Source organism: Catellatospora bangladeshensis, assembly GCF_016862575.1.
In the GTDB taxonomy this organism is placed as follows: Bacteria; Actinomycetota; Actinomycetes; order Mycobacteriales; family Micromonosporaceae; genus Catellatospora; species Catellatospora bangladeshensis.
Genome location: NZ_BONF01000010.1, coordinates 117,643 through 142,276 on the forward strand (window position 1 = coordinate 117,643; position 24,634 = coordinate 142,276).

General features: G+C 72.3%; 19 protein-coding genes. 11 read left to right on the forward strand and 8 right to left on the reverse strand.

Annotated elements, in window-relative coordinates:
* The first annotated feature begins 82 nt into the window (after positions 1-82).
* The 3 genes from Cba03nite_RS09815 (at position 83) to Cba03nite_RS09825 (ending at position 4,215) form a co-directional block, all read left to right on the forward strand.
* Entirely contained in the window at positions 83-1,063 is a 981-nt protein-coding gene (locus Cba03nite_RS09815; protein ID WP_203744409.1) for a phosphotransferase family protein, read from the forward strand.
* A 78-nt stretch (positions 1,064-1,141) separates the two neighbouring features.
* On the forward strand, positions 1,142-2,800 hold the full coding sequence (locus Cba03nite_RS09820; protein WP_203744411.1) for an NAD(P)/FAD-dependent oxidoreductase: 1,659 nt from the start codon (positions 1,142-1,144) through the stop codon (positions 2,798-2,800).
* Entirely contained in the window at positions 2,797-4,215 is a 1,419-nt protein-coding gene (locus Cba03nite_RS09825; RefSeq protein ID WP_203744414.1) for an ATP-binding protein, read from the forward strand. The genes Cba03nite_RS09820 and Cba03nite_RS09825 overlap by 4 nt, the downstream gene beginning before the upstream one ends.
* Before the next feature lie 96 nt (positions 4,216-4,311).
* Here the strand turns inward: Cba03nite_RS09825 and Cba03nite_RS09830 are convergent, their stop codons facing one another.
* Complete coding sequence (locus tag Cba03nite_RS09830; protein WP_203744416.1) at positions 4,312-5,664, reverse strand: lysine N(6)-hydroxylase/L-ornithine N(5)-oxygenase family protein; 1,353 nt, start codon at positions 5,662-5,664, stop codon at positions 4,312-4,314.
* 188 nt (positions 5,665-5,852) lie between these two features.
* The gene (locus Cba03nite_RS09835; protein WP_239125607.1) at positions 5,853-6,701 is read right to left on the reverse strand and encodes an NAD-dependent epimerase/dehydratase family protein; all 849 of its coding nucleotides are present in this window, start codon (positions 6,699-6,701) and stop codon (positions 5,853-5,855) included.
* A 160-nt stretch (positions 6,702-6,861) separates the two neighbouring features.
* Here Cba03nite_RS09835 and Cba03nite_RS09840 point away from each other — a divergent pair, with 160 nt between their 5' ends.
* Positions 6,862-8,037, forward strand: coding sequence for a metallophosphoesterase (locus Cba03nite_RS09840; RefSeq protein ID WP_203744417.1), 1,176 nt, complete (start codon positions 6,862-6,864; stop codon positions 8,035-8,037).
* 86 nt (positions 8,038-8,123) lie between these two features.
* Here the strand turns inward: Cba03nite_RS09840 and ligD are convergent, their stop codons facing one another.
* Positions 8,124-9,095 (reverse strand): non-homologous end-joining DNA ligase, encoded by a 972-nt coding sequence (gene ligD, locus Cba03nite_RS09845; RefSeq protein ID WP_203744419.1) that lies wholly within the window; start codon positions 9,093-9,095, stop codon positions 8,124-8,126.
* A gap of 181 nt (positions 9,096-9,276) precedes the next feature.
* On the opposite strand from ligD, the gene Cba03nite_RS09850 reads away from it, so the two are divergent.
* The 7 genes from Cba03nite_RS09850 to Cba03nite_RS09880 all read left to right on the forward strand — a co-directional run bounded on the left by Cba03nite_RS09850 (position 9,277) and on the right by Cba03nite_RS09880 (position 20,735).
* On the forward strand, positions 9,277-10,230 hold the full coding sequence (locus Cba03nite_RS09850) for a methionyl-tRNA formyltransferase (RefSeq protein WP_203744421.1): 954 nt from the start codon (positions 9,277-9,279) through the stop codon (positions 10,228-10,230).
* The gene (locus Cba03nite_RS09855) at positions 10,227-11,420 is read left to right on the forward strand and encodes an ArgE/DapE family deacylase (RefSeq protein WP_203744423.1); all 1,194 of its coding nucleotides are present in this window, start codon (positions 10,227-10,229) and stop codon (positions 11,418-11,420) included. Before Cba03nite_RS09850 ends, Cba03nite_RS09855 begins: the two co-directional genes overlap by 4 nt.
* A 104-nt stretch (positions 11,421-11,524) precedes the next feature.
* On the forward strand, positions 11,525-13,246 hold the full coding sequence (locus tag Cba03nite_RS09860; protein ID WP_203744425.1) for an ABC transporter transmembrane domain-containing protein: 1,722 nt from the start codon (positions 11,525-11,527) through the stop codon (positions 13,244-13,246).
* Between the two features lie 163 nt (positions 13,247-13,409).
* A complete protein-coding gene (locus Cba03nite_RS09865) occupies positions 13,410-15,206 on the forward strand; it encodes an ABC transporter ATP-binding protein (protein WP_203744427.1) in 1,797 nt (598 codons plus the stop codon).
* Between the two features lie 140 nt (positions 15,207-15,346).
* On the forward strand, positions 15,347-17,257 hold the full coding sequence (locus Cba03nite_RS09870) for a Xaa-Pro dipeptidyl-peptidase (RefSeq protein WP_203744429.1): 1,911 nt from the start codon (positions 15,347-15,349) through the stop codon (positions 17,255-17,257).
* 175 nt (positions 17,258-17,432) lie between these two features.
* Positions 17,433-18,422, forward strand: coding sequence for a phosphatase PAP2 family protein (locus tag Cba03nite_RS09875; protein WP_203744431.1), 990 nt, complete (start codon positions 17,433-17,435; stop codon positions 18,420-18,422).
* Between the two features lie 114 nt (positions 18,423-18,536).
* Complete coding sequence (locus Cba03nite_RS09880) at positions 18,537-20,735, forward strand: transglycosylase domain-containing protein (protein WP_203744433.1); 2,199 nt, start codon at positions 18,537-18,539, stop codon at positions 20,733-20,735.
* Between the two features lie 25 nt (positions 20,736-20,760).
* Here Cba03nite_RS09880 and Cba03nite_RS09885 read toward each other — a convergent pair whose 3' ends face one another.
* The 5 genes from Cba03nite_RS09885 to Cba03nite_RS09905 form a co-directional block, all read right to left on the reverse strand.
* On the reverse strand, positions 20,761-21,207 hold the full coding sequence (locus Cba03nite_RS09885; RefSeq protein WP_203744794.1) for a response regulator: 447 nt from the start codon (positions 21,205-21,207) through the stop codon (positions 20,761-20,763).
* Positions 21,207-22,820: a sensor histidine kinase gene (locus Cba03nite_RS09890; RefSeq protein WP_239125608.1), complete on the reverse strand. Its 1,614-nt coding sequence runs from the start codon at positions 22,818-22,820 to the stop codon at positions 21,207-21,209. The genes Cba03nite_RS09885 and Cba03nite_RS09890 overlap by 1 nt, the downstream gene beginning before the upstream one ends.
* Positions 22,817-24,013 carry a PP2C family protein-serine/threonine phosphatase gene (locus Cba03nite_RS09895; protein WP_203744435.1) on the reverse strand — a complete coding sequence of 399 codons (1,197 nt, stop codon included), beginning with the start codon at positions 24,011-24,013 and terminating at the stop codon, positions 22,817-22,819. The genes Cba03nite_RS09890 and Cba03nite_RS09895 overlap by 4 nt, the downstream gene beginning before the upstream one ends.
* 164 nt (positions 24,014-24,177) lie before the next feature.
* Positions 24,178-24,402 carry a hypothetical protein gene (locus Cba03nite_RS09900; RefSeq protein ID WP_203744437.1) on the reverse strand — a complete coding sequence of 75 codons (225 nt, stop codon included), beginning with the start codon at positions 24,400-24,402 and terminating at the stop codon, positions 24,178-24,180.
* On the reverse strand, positions 24,399-24,605 hold the full coding sequence (locus Cba03nite_RS09905; RefSeq protein WP_203744439.1) for a hypothetical protein: 207 nt from the start codon (positions 24,603-24,605) through the stop codon (positions 24,399-24,401). Before Cba03nite_RS09905 ends, Cba03nite_RS09900 begins: the two co-directional genes overlap by 4 nt.
* Positions 24,606-24,634 lie beyond the last annotated feature (29 nt).

Below are 24,634 nucleotides of genomic sequence, written 5' to 3' on the forward strand. Positions count from 1 at the left end.
CAATCTCGTCGTTCCCGGCTGCCGGTCGCGTGGTCGAGAACGGGGTTGTCCCGGAGAGCGCTCTCCGGGCATCATCTCCGCCATGCGCAGCATCACCAAGCCGGTCCTGTCCGGCACCGACATCGCCCGGCTCATCCGGGACGGCCTCGGCGAGCAGGCCGTCGTCACCGGTCACGAGGAGTTCACCGACGGCTTCTTCAACGCCGCCCACGCGGTGCGGCTGGCCGACGGGCGGGAGGTCGTGCTCAAGGTCGCCCCCGACGCCGGGCTGACCGTGCTGACGTACGAGGTGGACCTGATGCACACCGAGATCGAGTTCTTCCGCCGCGCGGCCGGCGCGGGCGTGCCGCTGCCCCGGATGTGGCACGCCGACCCCGAGCGCGGCGTCATGGTCATGGAGCGGCTGCGCGGCGTCTCGTTCGAGCAGGCGAAGAAGACCATGGACCCGGCGCATGTGCTGGAGATCCGGCGCGAGCTGGGCCGGATCAGCGCCGCGATCACCGCCGTGCCCGGCGAGCGCTTCGGCTACCCGCGCCGCGACGGGCGCACCCGCTCGGGCTCCTGGCGGGAGTCGTTCCTCCAGTACATCGAGGACATCCTGGGCGACGCGACCGGTTCGGACCGGCCGCTGCCCCGGCCCGCCGCCGAGATCCGCGAGCTGGTGCACCGGCACGCGCCGCTGCTCGACGAGGTGACCGCCCCGGCGCTGGTCCACTTCGACCTGTGGGACGGCAACGTCTTCGTCGTCGCCGACGGTGACGGCTGGCGCGTCGAGGGCATCATCGACGGCGAGCGCGCCTTCTACGGCGACCCGGTCGCCGAGCTGGTCTCGCTGGTCTCGTTCGTGCCCGAGGCCGAGGCGGCGGCGGTGCTCGACGGTTTCCTGGGCCGGGCGCTGACCCCGTCCGAGCAGATCCGGCTGTGGCTCTACCGCAGCTACCTGTGGCTGATCCTGATCGCCGAGACGGCGGTGCGCGGCTACCCCGAGAAGGAGAACGCCGAGCTGATGGCCTTCGCCACCGGGATGCTCAGCAGCGACCTGGCCGAGCTGGCCGCGGTGTGAAAGTTACAGGGGTGACCGCTGTGGCATTCGTGATCACCCTGGCATGGATCAGGCCCGGCTGGGTGTTTGATAGGTGTCATGAGCACTCCGGCGATCCTGACCGTGGACGACGATCCCGCCGTCTCCCGGGCGGTGGCACGCGACCTGCGCCGCCACTACGGCGAGACCTACCGCGTGGTGCGGGCCGCCTCCGGGGCCGAGGCCCTGGACGCGCTGCGTGAGCTGAAGCTGCGCGGCCAGCAGGTGGCCCTGCTGCTGGCCGACTACCGGATGCCGCAGATGAACGGCATCCAGTTCCTGGAATCGGCGATGGACCTCTACCCGCAGGCCCGCCGGGTGCTGCTGACCGCGTACGCCGACACCGACGCGGCGATCAACGCCATCAACCTCGTCGATGTCGACCATTACCTGCTCAAGCCGTGGAATCCGCCGGAGGAGCGCCTCTACCCCGTCTGCGACGAGCTGCTCCAGGCCTGGCAGTCGACCCCGGCAGCAGCCGCCGCCGAGCTGCGCGTGGTCGGGCACCGCTGGTCCGCGCACTCGTACAAGCTGCGCGACTTCCTGGCCCGCAACCTGGTGCCGTTCCGCTGGTACGTCGCCGACGACCCGGAGGGGGCCCGGCTGCTGGAGGCGGCCGGGGTCACCGCCGACGACGTGCCGCTCGTGGTCACCACCGAGGGCAAGACGCTGGTCCAGCCGGACACGGCGACGCTGGCCGGCAACATCGGCCTGACCACCCAGCCCGCGTCCGACTTCTACGACGTGATCGTCATCGGGGCCGGTCCGGCCGGGCTCGGCTCGGCCGTGTACGCCGCCTCCGAGGGCCTGCGCACGGTGCTCGTCGAGCGCCGGGCCACCGGCGGGCAGGCCGGGCAGAGCAGCCGCATCGAGAACTACCTCGGCTTCCCCGACGGCGTCTCCGGCGCGCAGCTCACCGACCGGGCCCGGCGGCAGGCGCTCAAGTTCGGCGCCGAGCTGCTCTCGGCCCGCGAGGTGACCGCCCTGGAGACCTGCGGCTCCGCCCGGGTGGTGCACTTCGCCGACGGCACCCGCATCGCCGCGCACAGCGTCGTGCTGGCTACAGGTGTGTCGTACCGGATGCTCGACGTGCCCGGCTGCGCCGACCTGACCGGCCGCGGGGTGTACTACGGCTCCGCCGCCACCGAGGCTCCCGGCTGCAAGGACCAGGAGGTCTACATCGTCGGCGGGGCCAACTCGGCCGGCCAGGCCGCCGTCTACTTCAGCCGGTACGCCAGCCGCGTGCACATCCTCATCCGGGGCGAGGACCTGCGCCGGTCCATGTCGCGCTACCTGATCGACCAGATCGAGGCCATCGAGAACATCGACGTGCACCCGTTCACGCAGGTCGAGCGCGGCGAGGGCGAGGAGCACCTGGAACGGCTGGTGCTGACCGACAACCGGACCGGCGACCAGACCGCGGTGGACGCGTCCTACCTGTTCATCTTCATCGGCGCCGAGCCCGGCACCGACTGGCTCGACGGCGTGATCGACCGCGACCCGCACGGCTTCGTGCTCACCGGCCCGGACCTGCTCGCGGGCGGCAAGCGACCGGCCGGATGGCCGCTGCAGCGCGACCCGTACCACCTGGAGTCCAGCGTGCCGGGCGTGTTCGCCGCCGGAGACGTGCGGTCCGACTCGGTCAAGCGCGTCGCCTCCGCCGTCGGCGAGGGCGCGATGGCCATCTCACTCGTACACCGCTATCTGGAGGGGCAGTGACCACCGAACTCACCCCCGCACTCCTGAGGACCCTGTTCCTCTTCGAGGCCCTAGACGACGAGCAGATCGACTGGCTCGCCGAGCACGGCCGGATCGAGTGCATCCCGGCCGGCCCGATCTACACCGAGGGCGACGAGGCGACCTGCTTCTACGTCCTGCTCACCGGCACCGTCGCGATCAGCCGCCTGGTGCACGGCGACCACGTCGAGGTCAGCCGCACCGACCAGCGCGGCGTGTACGCCGGAGCCATGCAGGCGTACCTCGGGGAGCGGGTGCCGCAGCGCTACGCCAACTCGCTGCTGGCCATCAGCGACGTCGAGGTGTTCGTGCTGCCCTCGGAGCAGTTCGCGCACATGATGCGCGACTGGTTCCCGATGGCGATGCACCTGCTGGAGGGCCTGTTCTTCGGCATGCGCAGCATGCAGACGGTCATCGGCGAGCGGGAGCGGCTGCTGGCGCTGGGTTCGCTGTCGGCGGGTCTGACGCACGAGCTGAACAACCCCGCCGCGGCCGCCGTGCGCGCCACCGCGGTGCTGCGCCAGCGGGTCGCCGGGATGCGGCACAAGCTGTCCCTGATCGCCGACGGCCGGCTGGACGGCACCAAGCTGCGGCAGCTGGTGGACCTGCAGGAGGAGGCGGTCAAGCGGATCGACGCCGCACCGCAGCTCACCCCGGTGCAGACGTCCGACGCCGAGGACACCCTTGCCGACTGGCTGGAGGAGCGCGACATCACCGGAGCGTGGGACATCGCCCCGACACTGGTCGCGGGCGGCGTGGACCAGGAGTGGCTGCAGCAGGTCTCCGACACGGTCGGCGAGGAGAACTTCGAGTCGGCGGTGCGCTGGCTGACCTACACCCTGGAGACCGAGCTGCTGATGGGTGAGATCGAGGACTCGGTCACCCGCATCTCCGGCCTGGTCGCCGCCGCCAAGCAGTACTCGCAGCTGGACCGCGCCCCCTACCAGGAGGTCGACGTCAACGACCTGGTCAAGGCGACGCTGGCCATGTTCGCCGGCAAGCTCGGCAAGGGCGTGAACGTGGTCAAGGAGCTGGACCGCTCGCTGCCGAAGATCCCCGCGTACGCCGCCGAGCTGAACCAGGTGTGGACCAACCTGATCGACAACGCGCTGGGCGCGATGGGCGGGACCGGCACGCTCACCGTGCGCACCGGCCGCGAGAACGGCAACGTCTACGTCGAGGTGGGCGACACGGGGCCGGGCATCGACCCGGTGATCCGGCCGCGCATCTTCGAGCCGTTCTTCACCACCAAGCCGGTCGGCGAGGGCACCGGCCTGGGCCTGGACATCTCGTACCGGATCGTGGTCAACAAGCACCACGGCGACATCCGGGTGGAGTCCGCGCCCGGCGACACCCGCTTCCGGGTGCTGCTGCCGATCGAGGCGCCGGCCGAATAGGTCACCTCCCGCCGAAGATCGCTGTCTCGTGTCAGAACACGCGGTTAAACCGCAGGTTGTGACACGTGACAGCGATCTTGCCAGTCGGCCGCCAAGCTACGCCGTCGCGAACTCCTCCGCCGGGACGGAGCGGATCAGCGCGGACAGCTCGGCCGGGCTGGGACCGGACGGGGCGTCGCGGTGCTCCAGCACGGACTGCAGGATCTCCCCCGCGCGTACGGCCGTCGCCGACAGCAGCGACGACGTGATGCCGTGCGTGTGCTCGGTGCCGCCCTGCAGGTAGATGCCGCAGCCCAGCTCCGCACCGGTGGACAGCCGGTAGTCGCGCCCGGCGGCCAGGCGGCCGTGCTCGTCGCGGCGCACGTGCGCGGCCAGCTCACCGAGCAGCGCGGACGGGTCGGCCTGCCGGTAGCCGGTCGCGCAGACCATGATGTCCGCGTCCAGCTCGCCCTGCTCGCCCGTGATCAGCGAGGAGATCCCGACGCGTACCCGATCGCCAAGATCTTCGGCCCCGGTGACCCGGCTGGCGTTGAACATCCGCAGCCGCTCCCGGCCCAGCACCTTCTCCTGGTACATCCGCCGGTAGAGGTCGTTGATCAGGTCGAGGTCCACCACGGAGTAGTTGGTGCCCCGGTGGTAGTCGAGCAGCAGCTGCTTGGTCTGCGCCGGGGCGGTGTAGAAGTCGTCCACGGCGCCCGGGTCGAAGATGCGGTTGGCGAACGGGCTGTCGTCGGCCGGGCTGTACCCGTAGCGCGAGAAGACGGAGCACACCTCCGCCTGCGGGAAGCGCTCGTGCAGGAACGCGGTCGCCTCGGCGGCGCTCTGCCCCGCCCCGACCACCACGAAGCGCCGCGCGCCGGTCCACTGGTCGACCTGGCGCAGCAGGTCGTGGCTGTGCCATACCCGCGGTGACGGCTGCACGCCCGCGGGCAGCTCGGGACGCAGGCCGGTCGCGAAGACCACGTTGCGGGCGCGCAGCGCGATCGCGGTACGCGGCCCCTGCGCGATGACGTTGAGGTACGCCGCGCGGCCGTTCTCGTACACCGGGTGCACGTCGACGACCTCGTGTCCGTAGCGCACCACGTCGCCGACCTGCCGCGCCGCCCACTCCAGGTAGTCGTGGAACTCGACGCGCAGCGGGAACAGGTTCTTGTGGTTGATGAAGTCGATCAGCCGGCCACGGCTGTGCAGGTAGCACAGGAAGCTGTAGCGGCTCGCCGGGTTGCGCAGGGTGACCAGGTCCTTCATGAACGAGACCTGCATGGTCGCGTCGTCGAGCAGCATGCCGCGGTGCCAGCCGAACTCGGCCTGCCGCTCCAGGAAGACGGCGCTGACCGGGACGGGACTCTCGTCGGCGGCGATGGCCAGGGCCAGGTTGGACGGCCCGAACCCCACGCCCACGATGTCGTGGATGACGTCTGCACCGGAACCGAGCGTGAAGTCTGGCATTTCCGTCCTATCCCTAAGCGTCGCCGATAGCCCTCTTGGACTATGACTTAGGTTAGGCTAACCTACTGCCCGCGCCTTGCCAATACGGGGTCGTGGCTGATGCCGGTCGTGAATGGATCGATGATCTATATCGGTAAATTAGGCAAGGCAACCCTCAGTGTCAAGCGAGCGCGGCGTTCATTCGCCCGTCAATCGCACAGATGCCGCGGCACCAGCCCGAGCAGTTCCGTCGCGCGGGACAGGTCGAGCGGCACGGCCCGGCCCGGGAACGCGATCCGGCGCGGCACACCCGGGTGGAAGCGGTCCAGCAGGTCCTCGGTCGGCAGCGCGGCCAGCGTCTGCGGCGCGGCCACCAGGATGACGTGGCAGCCGGTGAGCGGCCGGGTCAGCGCCAGCAGGTTCGCGGTCGCCGCGTCCCGGTCCTCCAGGTACGCCCACAGCGACCGCGCACCTTCCACCGGCTCGCCGCGGTAGCGCTCGGCATAGACCGGCAGGCGCTCGGCCAGCCCGCCGAGCAGCGGGAAGCGCAGCACGACGACGGTCATCCCGTACCGCCGGTTGATCATCTCGCCGATCTGCTCGTCGACCTGCTTGCTCAGCGCGTACGGATCGGCGGCCAGCAGCGGGTGCGCCTCGTCCAGCGGCAGGTAGTGCGGGGCGAGCGGCCGCGGCGCCCAGGCGAACCCGTACGCCGACTGGCTGCCGGCCAGCACGGCCCGGGTCACGCCCGCCTGCGCCGCCTCCTCCAGCACCGTGAACGTGCCGCGTGTGTTGCCGCCGAACACCTGCTCGGCCGTGCCGAGCGTGGGCGCCGGGATCGCGGCGCAGTGCACCACCGCGTCCACGCCCGACAGCGCGTCGCGCACCGCCGCCGCGTCGCCGCTGTCCCCCACCACGACCCGGTCCGCCTTCAGATCGCCGGGATCGCGCAGGTCGAACGCGGTGGCGGCGATCCCCTCCCGCGCGAGCAGGTCCAGCGTTACCCGGCCGAGCCGCCCGGCGGCACCGGTCACCAGCACCCGGTTCACGATCCGCACCGCCGACTGCCCCGCGCTCCGCTCATGCCTCGTTTCTACCCGGCCGCGCCGATGCCCGGCCCACCGCCCGACTGTTCAGCGAACCTTCAGGTGGAGGCGGGGCATGCGGTGGAGGCACCGTGGCATGCTGGAGAGTCCGACTTTCAGATGAGGAGTGCCGGTGTCGACTGGCGAGGCCGTACAGGCCGTTCCCGCGCGGCGGTCGCTGCGGCCGCTGCTGTTCGGTCTGGCCGTGACCACGGTCCTGGGCCTGCTGTTCGGGGTGCCCTGGTGGACGCTGCTCGCGTCCGGCGCGCACTGGCCCACGCCCGTCGTGGTCGGCGGCACCGTGCTGTTCGGCGGGTTCGCGCTGGCCTTCCCGTTCCTGATGTTCCAGGGCCACTCGCGCGGCAGGGACTGGGCGTCGCGGATCGCGGACACCACCCTCGGCGTGGTCTGGGTGCTGTTCACCTGGGCGATCCTGGGCAACGTGCTGCGGGCCGGGCTCGCGCTGGGCGGGGTCGCCGACCCGCTGCGGTCGCGGATCACCGCGGCCGCCGTCGCCGCGGTCTCGCTGGTGCTGGTCGTCTGGGGGTACGCCGAGGCGATGCGGGTGCCCCGGGTGCGCCGGGTCGAGGTGGCCCTCCCCCGGCTCGGCAAGGGGCTCGACGGCCTGAAGGTGGTGCTGCTGACCGACACGCACTACGGCCCGATCGAGCGTTCGCGCTGGTCGGCGGGGGTGACCGAGGCGGTCAACGCGCTGGAGCCGGACATCGTCTGCCACACCGGCGACATCGCCGACGGCACCGTCGCCCAGCGCCGGGCCATGGCCGCCCCGCTCGGCGAGATCAGGGCGAAGCTGGCGCGGGCGTACGTCACCGGCAACCACGAGTACTACGGCGAGGCCGAGGGCTGGCTCGGGCACATGGCCGAGCTGGGCTGGGAGTGCCTGCACAACCGGCACCTGGTGGTGGAGCGCGGCGGCGACCGGCTGATCGTGGCCGGCGTGGACGACATCACGGCCGCCCACTCGCGCACCGGCCACTCCATGGACCACGCGGCCGCCCTCGCCGGCACCGACCCCGAGCTGCCCGTCCTGCTGCTGGCCCACCAGCCCAAGCAGATCGCCGACGCGGTCCGCCACGGTGTCGACCTCCAGATCTCCGGCCATACCCACGGCGGCCAGATCTGGCCCTTCCACTACCTGGTCAAGCTGGACCAGCCCGCCGTGCAGGGCCTGACCCGCCACAGCGAGCGCACGCAGCTCTACACCAGCCGCGGCACCGGCTTCTGGGGCCCGCCCCTGCGCATCTTCGCCCCCAGCGAAATCACCGAACTGACCCTCCGCGCCGCCTGAAGATCCTCCGACTTGCCTGGCAATCGGGCGTATCTTGGGCGCGCATTCGCCCACTTGCCAGGCAAGTCGGATGATCGTGCCGGCGGTCAGGCGTCGGTGGGGCCGGCTTCGCGTTTGGCTTTGGCGCGGCGTTTGCCCTCGTGCATGGCCTGGACGCGGGCGATGGGGATGGTGTGGCCCTCCTCGACCAGGTCGGCGGGCAGCGCCTGCGGGGCGGGCATGCAGTCCGCCCACGGGTCGCGCTCGGCGACCAGGCCGGGCACGGTGCGCACGGTGAAGTCGGCGGGGGTGACGTTCTCCACCTCGGACCAGGACACCGGGAACGACACCGGCAGGCCGGGGCGGATCCGGGGACTGTAGGCCGCCACGACCGTGGCGCCGCCGGAGCGGGTCGCATCGAGGAAGACCTTGCCGTGGCGGTCCTCGCGGATGAACGCGGTGGTGGCCAGCTGCGGGTCGAGGCGTTCGGCGCGGGCGGCCACGGCCCGGGTCGCGGCGGCGACGTCCTCGGGACCGGCGGCGCCGTCCAGCGGCACGAACACGTGCACGCCCTTGCTGCCGCTGGTCTTGACCGCGCCGTCCAGCCCGCAGCCGGCCAGCGCACGGCGTACCAGCAGGGCGCCCTGCACCGCCAGGTCGAAGTGCGCGCCCTCCGGCGGGTCGAGGTCGAGGATGAGGTGGGTCGGCCGGTCCGGCGCCGAGGCCAGGGCCAGCGCGGCGTGGTACTCGACCGCGCGCTGGTTGGCGAACCAGATCAGGGTGCGCCGGTCGTCGCAGAGGGCGTAGGTGACGTCGCGGTGCGACGCCTCGGCCCACACCGTCACCGAGCGCACCCAGTCCGGCGTGTACTTGGGCAGGTTCTTCTGCATGAACGGCGGCTGCCCCGGGCGGACCCGCATCACCGACAGCGGCCGGTCGCGCAGCACGGGGACCATCCGCTCGTGCACCGCGTCCAGGTAGTCCACCAGGTCGCGTTTGGTCGCCCCGGCCCCGTCGAACAGGGGCTGGTCGAGGTTGGTCAGCTCCACGCCGTCGCGCGTCTCACCGTCACGGGCCATGTGATCACCATTACCCGGTCCGGGCGCCCCGTCAACGCGAGTACGGAAAACGTCAACCAGGCCTGTCATACGCCTCCGTCCGGCGGGGACGGTGACCCTTCCGCGGGGAGGGGGCAGGGGCTACATTAAGGTTGCTTAGGTAAGGCTTGCCTATATTGACGGTTGTTTGAGGAGGCACCCCATGCGGGCCGCGATGTTCGGATATCAGACCTGGGGCCACCGCACGCTCCAAGCGCTGCTGGAGGCGCCGGATCTGGAGGTCGTCCTCGTCGTCACGCATCCGAAGAGCGACCACGCATACGAGCGCATCTGGAGCGACTCCGTCGCCGAACTGGCCGTCGCCCACGGCGTACCCATGCTGGAGCGGAGCCGGCCCGACGACGACGAGCTGTTCACGCAGCTCAAGGAGGCGGAGCCGGACGTCATCGTGGCCACCAACTGGCGCACCTGGATCCCGCCGCACATCTTCAACCTGCCCCGCCACGGCACGCTGAACATCCACGACTCGCTGCTGCCGAAGTACGCCGGGTTCTCGCCGCTGATCTGGGCGCTGCTCAACGGTGAGCCCGAGGTCGGCGTCACCGCGCACATGATGGACGACACCCTCGACGCGGGCGACATCGTGCTGCAGTGGCCGGTGCCCGTCGGCGAGCGCGACACCACCGTCGACCTGTTCCACAAGACGCTCGACCTGTTCGGCCCGATCACCGTCGAGGGCCTGCGCCTGATCGCCTCCGGGCGCACCGACTGGACCCCGCAGGACCGTACCCAGGCCAGCTTCTTCCACAAGCGCGCCGACGAGGACCTGCGCATCGACTGGACGTGGACCGCCGAGGAGCTGGACCGCCTGGTCCGCGCCCAGTGCGACCCGTACCCGAACGCGTACACCTACTACCGGGGGCAGCGCGTCCGCGTCGTCAAGGCGTCGGTCTCGCAGGCCGTGTACGGCGGCACCCCGGGCCGGGTCTTCTACCGCGAGGGCGACGGCGTCGCGATCGTCGCGGGCGCCGAGGCACGGCGGGGGAAGAGCAAGGGCCTGGTCATCGAGCGGGTACGCCTCGACGACGGCACCGAGCTGGCCGCCACCGACCTGTTCCGGACCATGGGCGGCTACCTGGGACACTTCCCGTCGTGACCGAGCTGACCGAACTGCTGTCCGAACTCGTCCGCGTGCCGAGTGTGGGCGGGACCCCGGCCGAGGCGGGCATCCAGGCGATGCTCGCCGAGTGGATGCGCGAGACCGGCCTGGAGGTCGACCTCTGGGAGCTGCCGCTGGAGCGGCTCACCGCCGATCCCGCGTTCCCGGGCATGGAGGTGCCGCGCGAGCGCGCGTACGGGCTGGTCGGGCGCCTGCCCGGCACGGGTGGCGGCCGGTCGCTGATGTTCAACGGGCACGTCGACGTGGTGCCGCCCGGCGACCTGGCGGCGTGGACGGACGACCCGTTCTCCGGCCGGGTCGAGCAGGGCCGCGTCTACGGCCGGGGCGCCTGCGACATGAAGGGCGGCCTGGTCGCCGCGCTGCTCGCGGTCAAGCAGCTCAGGCAGGCCAGGCTGCGCGGCGACGTGCTGGTCGCCTGCGTGGTGGGCGAGGAGGACGGCGGCCTGGGCACGTACGGGCTGCTCGATCGCGGCTGGCGGGCCGACGCGTGCGTCATCCCCGAGCCGACCGGCCTGGCCGTGGTGCCCGCCAACGCCGGGGCGCTGACCTTCCGGCTGCGCGTGACCGGACAGTCCACCCACGCCGCCCGCCGGACCGGAGGCGTCAGCGCGGTGGAGAAGTTCCTGCCCGTCTTCGCCGCGCTGCGCGAGCTGGAGGCGGCCCGCAACCGCGACGTCGACCCGCTGATGCACGCCTGGGACCTGCCGTACGCGCTGGAGATCGGCACCGTGCACGCGGGCGACTGGTCGTCCTCGGTGCCCGGCGAGCTGGTCGCCGAGGGCCGCTACGGCGTGGCGCTGGACGAGAGCCCGGCGCGGGCCAAGGCTGCGCTGGAGGCGGCCGTCGCCGCGGCCTGCGCCGCCGACCCGTGGCTGGCCGCGCACCCGGTGACGGTCGAGTGGTGGGGCGGGCAGTTCGCCCCCGCCCGCAACCCCGACCCGGCCCTGACCGAGGCGCTGGCCGCCGCGACCGGCACCGAACCGGCCCGCTGGGGCGCGCCGTACGGCAGCGACCTGCGGCTGCTCGCCGCGGCGGGCATCCCGGCGGTCCAGTACGGACCGGGCGACATCGACCTCGCCCACGCCCCCGACGAGTACGTGCCGGTCGACGAGGTGGCGCAGGTGAGCGCGACCCTGGTCCGGCTGGCCACGACCCACTGCGGCTGACCGGTGCCGGCCCCGTGACCGGCCCCGACGCGCATCGCGGGCAGCCCACGGACCGGGCGCCCGCCAACCCCGCGGCCCGCCGCCGCACCCCTGAAGGAGTGGACATGTCCCAGCTCACCGGCGGCCGCGTGCTGCGCCGGGCCCTGCGCGAGCAGGCGGGCCGGATCACCGGCAGCGCCGTGCTCAGCACCGGGCACCAGGCCGGCGAGGCCCTGGTCCCGGTGGTGATCGGCGTGGTGGTGGACCGGGCCGTGGGCACCGGCTCGCCGGAGTCGCTGCTGCTGTGGATCGGCGTGCTGGCGGCGGTGTTCGTCACGCTGTCGTTCAGTTTCCGGTTCGGCGCCCGGCTCGGTGAGCGCGCCGCCGAGCAGGCCGGGCACCGGCTGCGGGTACGCGTCACCGAACGGGTCCTCGACCCGCGCGGCGGCGCCGACACCGGCCGCCTGCCCGGCGCGCTGGCCAGCATCGCCACCGGCGACGCGGGCCGGGTCGGCATGGTCGCGCTGGTGCTGCCGCTCGGCGTGGCCGCGATCGCGGGCCTGGCCGTCGGCGCGATCGCGCTGCTGCGGGTGTCGCTGCCGCTCGGCCTGCTGGTGCTGCTCGGCACGCCGCTGATGATGCTGCTGGCCCACCTGCTCGGCCGCCCCCTCCAGCGGCGCAGCGAGGAGGAGCAGGAACGCGCCGCCCACGCCGCCGGGCTCGCTGCCGACCTGGTCGGCGGGCTGCGCGTGCTCAAGGGCATCGGCGCGGAGCGGGCCGCCGCCGACCGCTACCGGCTCAGCAGCCGCGCCGCACTGACCGCGACGCTGCACGCCGCCGGGGCCAAGGCCCGCCACGACGGCACCCTGCTGGCCGTCAACGGCCTGTTCCTCGCGCTGGTCGCGCTGCTCGGCGGCAGGCTGGCCGCCGACGGCGACATCAGCATCGGCGCGCTGGTCGCCGCGGTCGGCATGGCGCAGTACCTGACCGGCCCGCTGTCCTTGATGGTCTGGGTCAACGGCGAGCTGGCCCAGGGCCGCGGCAGCGCGGGCCGGATCGCCGAGGTGCTGAGCTCCCCGCCAGCCGTGGGCGGTGACGCGGAGCTGCCCGGCCCGGTGAAGGGCCAGGTGACCGTGCACGGGCTCACCCACGCCGGGCTGGACGGCCTGGACCTGGACGTGCCCGCGGGGGCGTTCGTCGGCATCGTCACCACCGACCCCGCTCACGCCGACGCCCTGGTGGCCTGCCTGAGCCGCGAGCGCGAGCCCGCCCGGGGCACCGTCACCCTCGACGGCCTCGACCTGTCGGGCGTGGACCCCGATGCGGTACGCGCCGCGCTGCTCGTCGCCGCGCACGACGCGGACCTGTTCGAGGGCACCTTGCGCGCCGACATCGACCCCGCGCCGACCGAACACCGCGTGCCGGCCCCGCGCGATGGCGCAGGTGACGGCGGGCGGCTGGCTCGGGCGCTCGCCGCGTCGGCCGCCGACGAGGTCGCGGCGGCACTGCCGGGCGGGCTGGACGGGCTGGTCGGCGAGCAGGGCCGGACCCTGTCCGGCGGGCAGCGCCAGCGCGTGGCCCTGGCCCGCGCGCTGGCCGCCGACCCGCCGGTGCTGGTGCTGCACGAGCCGACCACGGCCGTGGACGCGGTCACCGAGTCCCGCATCGCCCAGGGCGTACGCCGCCTGCGCGAGGGCCGCACGACCGTGGTCATCACGACCAGCCCCGCGCTGCTGTCCACCGCCGACACCGTGCACCTCGTCGACGGCGGCGCCGTCACCGCCTCCGGCACCCACGACCAGCTCGTCCACGAGCACGCCGCCTACCGCGCGGCGGTGCTCGCATGAGCACGCGCCGCGACCAGGCGGCAACCCGCATGCGCACGCCACGGCCAAGCCGAGGGCCCGGCAGCAGCGCCCGCCGTGACCGAGCAGCAGCCCTGAGCATGCCGCGCCACCACTGCGGAGGAGCCGCCGTGGGGACGCGCGGCGAACGAGCCGAGGAGCAGGCATGACCGCCCCCAGCGTGACCGTCCCACAAAACGCCGTGACCGAGCGGCGGGAGCTGCTGCCGGTCGCGGGCGGCCGGGAGACGCTGCGTGCGCTGCGCGCGCTGCTGCGGCCCCGCCGTGGGCTGGCCGGGGCCGGGTTGCTGGTGCTCACCACCGCCACCGCGATCGGGCTGACCGTCGCGCCACTGCTCGGCCACCTCGTGGACCTGGTCAGCCAGGGCCGCCCAGCAGGCGCGCTGACCACCCCCGTGGTGGCGCTGGCCGTCGTGGCGGTGGTGTCCGGCGCACTGACGGCCTACGGGCTCACACTGGTCGCGAGGCTTGGGGAGGGTGCGCTCGCCGAGCTGCGGGAACGGTTCCTCGACCGGGCGCTGCGGCTGCCGCTGGGCCGGGTGGAGCGGGCCGGGTCGGGCGACCTGACCTCCCGGGCCGGCAACGACCTCAGCGCCGTCGCGTCCGTGGTCCGCAGCGGGCTGCCGGAGCTGGGCCGTTCGCTGCTCGCCATCGTGCTGACCCTGGCCGGGCTGGGCGTGCTCGACTGGCGGCTGCTGCTCGCCGCGCTGCTCGCCGTCCCGGTGCAGCTGCACACCGTGCGCTGGTACGCGGGCCGCGCGCTGCCCGTGTACGCCCGCCAGCGGGTCGCCGTCGGCGCACAGCAGCAGCAGCTGCTGGAGACCATCGGCGGGGCCGCGACGGTGCGTGCGCTGCGCCGCCGCGAGCGGCACCTCGACCTGGTCAGCGGCCGCTCGCAGGAGGCCGTCGAGCTGACCATGCGCGGCGTCAACCTGGTCACCCGCTTCTACGCCCGGCTCAACCTCGCCGAGTTCATCGGCCTGGGCGCGGTGCTGGTCACCGGATTCCTGCTGGTGCGCGCCGGTGAGGTGAGCATCGGCACGGCGACCGCGGCGGCGCTGTACTTCCACCACCTGTTCACGCCGATCAACACCGCGCTGGGGCTGATCGACGACGTGCAGGCCGCGTACGCCGCGCTGGCGCGCCTGGTCGGTGTCGCCGAGCTGCCCGAACCCGCCGCGCCGCCCGCGCCGCGCTCCCCCGCCGACGCGTCGCTGCACGCCGACGGGGTCACGCACGCGTACGACGCGGACCGGCCGGTGCTGCACGACGTGAGCGTCGCGGTGCCGGCCGGGCGGCGGGTGGCGCTGGTCGGTGCCAGCGGCGCGGGCAAGAGCACTCTGGCGGGACTGGTCGCGGGCGTACACGAGCCGACCGCCGGGCGCATCCGGGTCGGCGGCGTGGGCCTGGGCGACCTCGACCCGGCCGGCCGCCGCGCGGTCGCGCTGATCACGCAGGAGGTGCACGTCTTCGCGGGCACCCTCGCCGAAGATTTGCGCCTGGCCGAGCCCGCCGCGGCCGACGAGCAGCTGCTCGCGGCGCTGGACAAGGTCGGCGCGGCCGAGTGGGTGCAGGCGCTGCCGGACGGGCTGTCCACGGTGGTCGGTGAGGGCGGGCACCGGCTCACCGCCGCCCAAGCCCAGCAGCTCGCCCTGGCCCGGCTGGTGCTGGCCGATCCGGCCGTGGCCGTGCTGGACGAGGCCACCGCCGAGGCGGGCAGCGCCGGGGCGCGGGTGCTGGAGGCGTCGGTCGCCGCCGCGCTGGACGGGCGCACGGGCCTGCTGGTCGCCCACCGGCTCACCCAGGCCGCGCTCGCCGACCAGGTGGTGGTGCTGGAAGGCGGCCGCATCGTCGAGAGCGGCACCCACGACGAGCTGCGCGCGGCCCCCGGCGGCCGCTACGCCGAGCTATGGCGGGCCTGGTCGGGCCGCCGCTCCGGGTAGCCCGCCCGCGACCGGTGGGCGAAGATCGCTGCTTCGTGGCAGAAAGTGTGGTCTGGCCCCACCTTCTGACCCGAAGTAGCGGTCAACGACCGCTGGCGCGGCCCGTAGACAGCGACGTATAGCGATGAAAGCATGTGCCGATGCGTCGCATACCCCTGCTGTGCGTGCTCGCCCTGCTCGGCACCACCGTGCTGGCGACACCCGCCAACGCCGCCCCCGTCGCGCTGCTCAGCGACCCGATCTACGACTACGCCACCGCGATCCGCGAGACCGTCTACGTCGAGTCGCCGCTCGACAACGACGGCGACGGCATCCGTGACAAGATCGTCGCGGACATCATCCGCCCCCGCGAGGCCGCCGCGGCCGGGGTCAAGGTGCCCGTCATCATGGACGCCTCGCCCTACTACCAGTGCTGCGGGCGCGGCAACGAGTCCGAGAAGAAGGTGTACGCGGGCGACGGCACGGTCAGCAGGTTCCCGCTGTACTACGACAACTACTTCGTGCCGCGCGGGTACGCCTTCATCGCCGCCGACCTGTCCGGCACCAGCCGCTCGACGGGCTGCGAGGACGTCGGCGGTGCCGCGGAGGTGCAGGGCGCCAAGGCCGTCATCGACTGGCTGAACGGCCGCGTCACCGGCCGCAACGCCGCCGGGGCCGTGGTCAGCGCGACGGGCTGGAGCACCGGCAAGGTCGGCATGATCGGCAAGTCGTGGGACGGCACGGTCGCCAACGGGGTCGCCGCGACCGGCGTGCAGGGCCTGGCCACCATCGTGCCGATCGGGTCCATCTCCAGCTGGTACGACTACAACCGGGCCAACGGCATGGTGAACCCGAAGGTCAGCTCGGTGCCGAGCCTGCACTCGCTGGTCAACAGCCGCCCGTCGGGCACCTGCTCGGCCGTGGCCGGCGCGCTGAGCAGCGGCCACGCCGCGAGCACCGGCAACTACAACTCGTTCTGGGCCGCGCGCAACTTCGTCACCGCCGCCGCATCCGTGCGGGCGAGCGTGTTCGTGGTGCACGGCCAGAACGACCTCAACGTGCAGGGCGTCCACTTCGGGCAGTGGTGGGACGCGCTGGCCGCCAACAACGTGCCGCGCAAGATCTGGCTGTCGCAGGAGGGCCACGTCGACCCGTTCGACTTCCGGCGCGCGACCTGGGTGTCCACGCTGCACCGCTGGTTCGACTACTGGCTGCTGGGCATCGACAACGGCATCATGGGCGAGCCGATGGCCGACGTGGAGCGGGCCGCGGACGTGTGGCAGACGAGCACCCTGTGGCCGCCGTCGGGCACCGCCACGGCGAACTACGTGCTGCAGGGCACCGGCGACCCGGGCACGCTGGCCTCCTCCGGGGCCGGGTCGGGCAGCCTGTCGCTGACCGACGCGCCGTCGCTGAGCGAGGCCAACGCGGTCAGCTCGCCGACCACGGCGCGCACCGGGCGCAAGGTGTACCAGACGCCGGTGCTCACCTCGGACCTGCGCATCTCCGGCACGCCGACGATCACGGTGCGGGTGCGGTCGAGCAAGGCGACGACCACGCTGACCGCCAAGCTCGTCACGTACGGCACCGCGACCCGGGTCAACTACCGCAGCTCGGGTGAGGGCATCAGCACGCTGACCACCCAGTCGTGCTGGGGCGCGTCGTCGAGCACCGACGACGCCTGCTACAAGGACACCGCCAAGGTCGTGTCCAGCGCGGCGTACCAGGTGCTGTCCCGGGGCTGGATGGACGGGCAGCACCGGGACTCGCTGACCGCCACCACTCCGATGAACACCAGCACCTATTACACGATCACGTGGAAGCTGCGCCCGATCGACCAGGTCATCCCGGCCGGGCAGCGCCTCGGCCTGGTGCTGACGCTCACCGACCCGGAGTTCGTCACGGCGCACTCGACCGGGGCCACGGTCACCGTCGACCTGGCCGGCAGCGTGCTGAAGCTGCCGATCGCCCCGGCCGGCGCCCTGGCGGCCCCGTCGGCCCTCAGGACCGACAGCCCCACCGTGATCTACGACGGCACCGTCAGCCCGCTCGCGGGCACCCGGTTCCAGTAACGGCGGCAAGATCGCCGTCTCGTGTCCGAACCTGCGGCCAGACCCCGCCTTCGGACACGAGACGGCGATCTCCCTTAGCGGGACGCGGCACTCTGGGCGAAATCGGGGCTGAAGTCCCTTATTCCAGCTATAGTTGCGTCGTTTTGCGCGTCGGTTAACGGGTACTGTTCATCAGGTGCACGTCATTCCTGACGCGGACCGGCTCGCGGGGCGGCCCCGGGAGCGGACGACCTCGGGCGGGCCGGTCGTTCCCGGGCCGGCCCTGCGGGCGCTCGACGTCATCGTGCTCGGCTACCTGGCGGCGGCCGCGCTCATCGTCGCGGCCGGGCACGACCGGGTGGCGGGCTGGGGTCTTTACCTGATCGGATACGCGGCGACGGCGGCCGCGATCGCGGGACTGCTCGCCGCGTATCGCCGCCGACCGCACGACCGCGTGCTGACCGCGCTGCGGCTGACGTATCCACTCGTGTGCGCGCCGCTGCTGTACACCATGACCGGTGGCATGGTCCTGTCCCTGCACGGGCGCTACCTCGACGACGCGATGAACCGGTTCGAGACCGCGCTGTGGGGCGGCCACCCCGCCGACCGAGTCGGCACGTTCGCGTCACGGCCGCTCACCGAGCTGTTCTACGCCTGCTACGTGAGCTACTACCTGTACATCGTGGTGCCCCCGGTGCTGCTGCTGGCGCGCCGCCGGCTGGACGACCTGGCGCGGCTGGTCACCACCGTCAGCGCGGCCGTGTACACCTGCTATCTCGGGTTCGTGCTGCTGCCGGTGCGAGGGCCGGTCCATTCGCTCGCCGGACGGCTGGATCCGCCGGTGCTCCAGGGGTATGTCCTCGCGCCCGCGCAGCAGTTCCTCATGGCCCACGCCGACCCGGTGGGCACCTGCTTCCCGTCCGCGCACGTCGCCGGGGCGTGGGCGGTCTGCCTGGCGGTGCGCCGCATCCAGGGACGTGCCGCGTTCCGGTGGCTGCTGCTGCCCACGGTCGGGCTCACCGTCTCAGTGGTCTACACCCGCTACCACTACACGGCGGACGCCGCAGCGGGCCTGGCCGTGGCGATCGCCGCCGACCAGCTCGTCAAACGGCTGCTACCTGGCCCGATCCGCCGACCGGGGATCCACTCCGGACGGGTACTTGACAGCGCCGGGCAGATCAACTGAAGATCTCGCCACGCCGACGTTGCAGGGTGGTCACCACGTTGTTTCGCGGCGCAAGGAATTGTCGTGCGCGTGTGCGACCCTTGAGCCCAGCACGTGATCCGAGGCGGTGGCCGCATGCGTGTACGCATTCGCAGGATTCTCATCGACGTCTCCGCCATGCTGCTGTGCGGCGTGCTCGCCGGGGTCATCGTGGCCGCGGCCGCGTTCCCCGGTCTGGCGCTGACCGGCTTCGCGGCCCAGATCGGCGGCTACGAGCTGGGCGAGCTGCCCGATGAGCTGATGATCAACACCTCGCCGCAGCTCAGTTACGTCTACGCGAGCAACGGCACCACCCTGCTCGCCACCATGTACGACGAGAACCGGCGCGACATCCCGCTGTCGCAGGTGCCGCCCGTGGTGCGGCAGGCCGTGCTGGCCGCCGAGGACCAGAACTTCTACAAGCACATCGGCGTCGACGTGAAGGGCATCGCGCGGGCGTTCATCGCCAACAAGCGCGCCGGCAGCGTCGAGCAGGGCGCCTCCACCCTGACCATGCAGTACGTGCGGCTCACCATCTCGTACTCGGCGACCACCGCGCAGGAGGTCGTGGACGCCACCGAGGACACCGCCTGGCGCAAGATCCGGGAGATGCGATACGCGCTGGCCATCGAGGAGAAGCTGTCCAAGGACGACATCCTCGAGGGTTACCTGAACACGGCGTACTTCGGCAACCGCGCCTACGGCATCTTCGCCGCCGCGAAGGTGTACTTCGACAAGGAGCCCAAGGACCTCACCGCCGCCGAGGCCGCGTTCATCGCGGCGCTGGTGAAGTTCCCCGGCGACTTCGACGCGCAGAGCCTGCGCGGCAAGGACCTGGCCGTGTCCCGGCGCGACTACGTGCTGGACGAGATGGTGCAGACCAAGGCGCTCACCCTGGAGCAGGCCGCGGCGGCCAAGGCCGAGGAGCTGAAGGTGGTCGGCGCCAGCACCCCGAACGGCTGCGTGCAGGCGTCCAACATCAAGTGGGGCTTCTTCTGCGACTTCTTCCAGCGCTGGTGGAACGAGCAGGACGCGTTCGGCACGACGCCGTACGAGCGGGAGCGCCAGCTCAAGTCCGGCGGATACCGGATCGTCAGCTCGCTGGACCCGACCACGCAGTCGGCGATGGACCGCAGCATCGACCGCTCCCTCAACCGCAACCCCGACCTCGACGGCGGCAAGTGGAAGTGGAAGTCCGACGCGGTCATGCTGGCCGCGGTCGAGCCCGGCTCCGGCAAGGTGCGCGGCCTGGCCACCAACCGCAACTTCCGGCTGGACAGCAAGACCAAGCCGGCCAACGGCAAGCACTCCAACCCCGCGCTGGCCCGGCGCGGCGTCCGCGGCACCTACCCGAACACGACCAACCCGCTGATGTCCGGCGGGCCGGACCTGGGCGGCTACCAGGCCGGCTCGGTCATGAAGATCTTCACGCTGGTAGCGGCCCTGGAGAAGGGCTACCCGCTGAACTACAACATCAACACGCGGGCTCCGTACGTGTCCCGCACCCGGATCACCGGCAGCCCGAGCTGCGGCGGCCACTGGTGCCCCACCAACTCGGGCGGGCGTGCCTGGGGCAGCCAGAACATGTGGACCGGCTTCGGCAACTCCGTCAACACGTACTTCGTGCCACTGTTCGAGCGGGTCGGCGGTGCGCGGGTCATCGACACCGCCAAGCGCATGGGCCTGACCTTCTACGACAACCCGCGCGCCACGATGGACGACGCCTACTGGGCCAACGAGCGCCCCGAGCTGTGGGGCCCGTTCACCCTGGGCGCCTCCGACCACACCCCGCTGCAGATCGCCAACGCGTTCGCGACGCTGGCCGCCGACGGCGTCTACTGCGAGCCGATCCCGGTCGAGAAGATCACCGACCGGCACGGCGTGCAGGTGGCCGCGGGCAACCCGCGCTGCAAGCAGAACCTGCCCGTCGACGTGGCCCGCGCCGCGATCGACGCGGCCCGCTGCCCGCTGGGTGACCAGTCGCTCTACGGCCGCTGCAACGGGACCACGGCCCGCGACTCCAAGGAGATCATCGGCAAGTGGATCGCCGGCAAGACCGGCACCACCGACAACTCCAAGTCGGTGACGCTGACCATCACCACCAAGCTGCTGGCCATCAGCGGCTTCCAGACCGACCCGGACTGGGCGCAGGTGAGCACGCACAAGATGTCGCACCGGGTGATCAACCCGGCGGTGCAGTACGCGATGCGAGACGCCATGAAGGGCAGGCCGAACACCCAGTTCAGCAAGCCCAGCAGCAACCGGCTGGTGTTCGGCAGGGGTCCCACACCGTGAGGCCGGGGTGCGCCTGCCGGGGCCGTCAGCGGCGGCTGGGCAGGCGCACCACGCTCACGAAGAAGTCGTCGATCTGCTTGACCACCGAGATGAAGCGCTCGAAGTCCACCGGCTTGGCCACGTACGCGTTGGCGTGCAGCTGGTAGCTGCGCAGCACGTCCTCCTCGGCCTGCGAGGTGGTGAGCACGACCACCGGGATGCGGCACAGCTCCGGGTCGTTCTTGATCTCGGCGAGCACCTGCCGGCCGTCGCGGCGGGGCAGGTTCAGGTCGAGCAGGATCAGGTCCGGCATGACCGCGTCGGCGAACTCGCCCTCGCGGCGCAGGTAGGCCAGCGCCTCGACCCCGTCACTGACGACGTGGAGCGTGTTGCGCATCTTGTACTCCTCGAACGCCTCGCGCGTCATGAGCACGTCGCCCGGGTCGTCCTCGACCAGCAGCACCGTGATCGGGCGGTCGGTGTCCTCGGCCATCATGCGGTCAGCTCCTTGTGCTGAGTCGGCACCGGGAGCGTCGCCGCACCGGTGTTGTCTGTCACGGGCAGCGCGAACAGGATCGCCGCGCCCTCGGTCCGGGTGGCGTCCACCCAGATCCGGCCGCCGTGGTACTCCACGATCTTCTTCGCGATGGCCAGCCCCATGCCGGTGCCCGGGTAGGCGTCCTTCGGGTGCAGCCGCTGGAAGATGATGAAGATCTTCTCGGCGAACTCGGCCTCGATGCCGATGCCGTTGTCCGCCACCGTGATCTCCCAGCTGTCGCCGTCGCGGCGCGCGCTCACTTCGATCCGCGGCGGCACGTCCGGGCGCCGGAACTTCAGCGAGTTGCCGACCAGGTTGGCCAGCAGCGTCACCAGCAGCGCCTCCTCGCCGGAGACGGTGGGCAGCTCCGACCAGGTGACCGCCTCGGCGCCGAACCGGTCCTCCGGGTTGACCTGCCCGGCCACCTCCGCCATGACGGCGTCCAGCGAGACCGGCTCGAAGCCGCTGGTGTTGCGCCCGATCCGGGAGAACGCCAGCAGGTCGTTGATCAGGCGCTGCATGCGCTGCGCGCCGTCGACCGCGAACAGGATGTACTGGTCGGCGCGCTCGTCGAGCTGGCCGGCGTAGCGGCGCTGGAGCAGCTGGCAGAAGCTGGCCACCTTGCGCAGCGGCTCCTGCAGGTCGTGCGAGGCGACGTAGGCGAACTGCTCCAGGTCCCGGTTCGACCGGGTGAGCTCGGACGCCTGGGCCTGCAGCTGCTGGTTGATCGCCTCGACCGCCTCGCGGGCCCGGCGCACCTCGCGCAGGTCGGCGGCGATCTGGCGGCGCATGGTGTTCACGTCCCGGCCCAGGCTGGCCAGCTCGGGCGCCCCGGTCACGGAGATGTCCGCGTCATAGGCCCCGCGGGCCACGTTGCGCACCTGCGCCGCGAGCTGCGTCACCGGCACCGTGACCATCCGGTTGATCATCACGACCAGGCCGGCGCCCAGCACGACGATCACCAGCCCGGCCGCGATCAGCAGCACCACCAGCTGGTTGCTGCTGGACCGCACGTCGTCGACGGCGCGGTTGCGCTCCGTGAGGATCTGCTCCTGCAGCGTGGCGAGCTCGGTGCGCGCGGAGTCGAACCGCTGCTTGCCGTCCATCTGGTTGAGCAGCTGCTGGGCCGCCTCCGGACCGGCATCACGCGTCTTGGTGATGGCGGGCTCGGCCACCTGGGTGCGCCAGGCGGTCGCCGACAGCCGCGCCCGCTCCAGCTGGCCGCGGATCTGCGGGTAATCCTCCAGCAGCGGGATCATCGTGGCGTAGAGCTGCTCCTCCTGCTCCCGGCCGTCCCGGAAGGGGCCCAGGTCGGCGGCGTCGCCGCTGAGGGCGTACCCCCGCATGCCGGTCTCCTGGTCGAGCAGCGCCATGCCCAGCTGCTCGCCGGACACGCGCAGCACGCCGGTCTTGTTCAGCACCACGTCCAGCTGCTCGCGGTTCACCGCGGCCAGCGCCGTGGCGGCGAGCGCGAACAGCGCCAGCAGCACCGCCGCCGCGCTGATCAGCGCCGTAATCCGAGCGCGCAGCGACCAGCCGCGCGGGTGGCTCCACCTCACTGTGATCACCGGTTCGCTTCCTTCGTGAGCAGGACGATCGCCACGTCGTCGGCCAGGGCTCCGCCGTTGAGCGTCTCGGCCTCCTCGACGAGGCTCGCCGGCAGCCGCTCCATCTCCTGCCCGCGGGCCAGCCGGGCCGTGCACAGGCGGGTCAGGCCGTCGTCGGTGAGCCGCGCGGTGCCGTCGCCCACCCGGCCCTCGACCAGGCCGTCGGTGTAGAGCAGCAGAGACCACTCCGGGCCCAGCTCCACCTCGGCGCGCTCCCGCGGCGCGTCGCCCAGGCCCAGCAGCAGCCCGTACGGCGCGTCGACCTCGGTCACCCGGCCGTCGCGCAGCAGCAGCGGCGGCGGGTGGCCGGCCAGCCAGCACGAGGCCCGCCCGGCGGCGACGTCGATGCGCAGCACGGCCATCGTCGCGAAGGTGCTCGGATGGCTGCGCTCGCTGGAGAGCACCTGCTCCATCGCGGCTAGCGTCTGCTCCTGCGGCACCCCGGCCAGGGTCAGCGCCCGCCAGGCCACGCGCAGCTCGACGCCGAGCGCGGCGCCGTCGACGTCGTGCCCGCTGACGTCGCCGATCATGGCGTACACCGTCTCCGGGCAGGTCTGCACCACGTCGAAGAAGTCGCCGCCCAGCAGGGCCTCATAACGGCCGGGCCGGTAGAAGGTGTGCACCGCCAGCTCGTCGGTGGTCATCAGCGGCTGCGGCAGCAGGCCCCGCTCCAGCCGGGCCGACTCGGCCTGGCGCAGCTCCACCTCGCGCAGCCGCCGCGCGTTCTCCTCGGCGTACTTACGCTCCACGGCGTACTGCACCGATCGTTCCAGCAGCGCGCCGTCGACCTGGCCCTTGACCAGGTAGTCCTGGGCGCCCTCACCGACCGCGCCGATGCCGACGTGAGTGTCCTGCTGGCCGGTGAGCACGCAGACCGCGGTGCCCGGCGCCTCGGCCAGCACCTTGCGCAGCCCGTCGATGCCCTGCGCGTCGGGCAGGCCCAGGTCCAGCAGGATGCAGTCGACCTCCGACAGCAGCGGGCGCGCCTCGCGCAGGCTGCGCACGATGGTCAGCTGGATCGCCGCGTCCTGCTCCCGCAGCAGCTCCTCGACCAGGAACGCGTCGCCCTCGTCGTCCTCGACGAGCAGCACCCGCAGCCGGGTCAGCCGCGCCGGAACACGCGGCTGCGCCGGCACGGGTGCAGCGGTGAACATGGATGTCCTACTTCCGGCGCCGCAGGTGGGGGTCGAACGCGTCGGTCGGGCAACGCACGCCGATCATGCCTGCGGCGAGGCGGGTTGCACAACTTATGCATTCGGCAGGTACCCGCCTGTACCGCCGCCGTGGATCTGTTGCGGCCCGGGCGCCCGGAACGCGGTCAGCCGGCGCCCCGCAGGCCCGGTATCTGGCCGGGCCAGAGCCGGCGCACCTGCCCCGCCTGCGGGCCGCTGAGCACCTCGACGACCGGCATGCCGTGGCCCGGGTCTACGCCGACCACGACGCCGTACACGCCGGGGCCGTCGTCCAGCCGCACCTCGCTGCCGAGCACCACCCTGCTGCCGTCGGCGACGAACCACAGCGGCTCGTTGCGCGGCGCCGTCACGGCGACTGCTCGCGGCGCAGCCCGTCGACGAGCAGGGTGAGCAGCCGCGTGTCCGCGCGCGCCCAGGCCGTCGCGGCGTTGAACCGTGCGATCGCGTCGGCGTCGGGCAGCTCGCCCGGATCCGGACCGGCGGCCGCGACCCCGTCCGGCCGGTGCTCGCCCTCGCCCCGCCGGGCCCTGCGCAGAATCCTGTCAAACAGCATGTGTCCAGCACACGGCACACCCGGCGGCC

Coding starts and splice junctions, on each gene's coding strand:
- Cba03nite_RS09895 (WP_203744435.1), bottom strand. CDS start 24,013: ATGTTCACCGCTGCACCCGTGCCGGCGCAGCCGCGTGTTCCGGCGCGG.
- Cba03nite_RS09820 (WP_203744411.1), top strand. CDS start 1,142: ATGAGCACTCCGGCGATCCTGACCGTGGACGACGATCCCGCCGTCTCC.
- Cba03nite_RS09905 (WP_203744439.1), bottom strand. CDS start 24,605: ATGCTGTTTGACAGGATTCTGCGCAGGGCCCGGCGGGGCGAGGGCGAG.
- Cba03nite_RS09860 (WP_203744425.1), top strand. CDS start 11,525: ATGTCCCAGCTCACCGGCGGCCGCGTGCTGCGCCGGGCCCTGCGCGAG.
- Cba03nite_RS09830 (WP_203744416.1), bottom strand. CDS start 5,664: ATGCCAGACTTCACGCTCGGTTCCGGTGCAGACGTCATCCACGACATC.
- Cba03nite_RS09850 (WP_203744421.1), top strand. CDS start 9,277: ATGCGGGCCGCGATGTTCGGATATCAGACCTGGGGCCACCGCACGCTC.
- Cba03nite_RS09885 (WP_203744794.1), bottom strand. CDS start 21,207: ATGGCCGAGGACACCGACCGCCCGATCACGGTGCTGCTGGTCGAGGAC.
- Cba03nite_RS09880 (WP_203744433.1), top strand. CDS start 18,537: ATGCGTGTACGCATTCGCAGGATTCTCATCGACGTCTCCGCCATGCTG.
- Cba03nite_RS09870 (WP_203744429.1), top strand. CDS start 15,347: ATGCGTCGCATACCCCTGCTGTGCGTGCTCGCCCTGCTCGGCACCACC.
- Cba03nite_RS09865 (WP_203744427.1), top strand. CDS start 13,410: ATGACCGCCCCCAGCGTGACCGTCCCACAAAACGCCGTGACCGAGCGG.
- Cba03nite_RS09815 (WP_203744409.1), top strand. CDS start 83: ATGCGCAGCATCACCAAGCCGGTCCTGTCCGGCACCGACATCGCCCGG.
- ligD (WP_203744419.1), bottom strand. CDS start 9,095: ATGGCCCGTGACGGTGAGACGCGCGACGGCGTGGAGCTGACCAACCTC.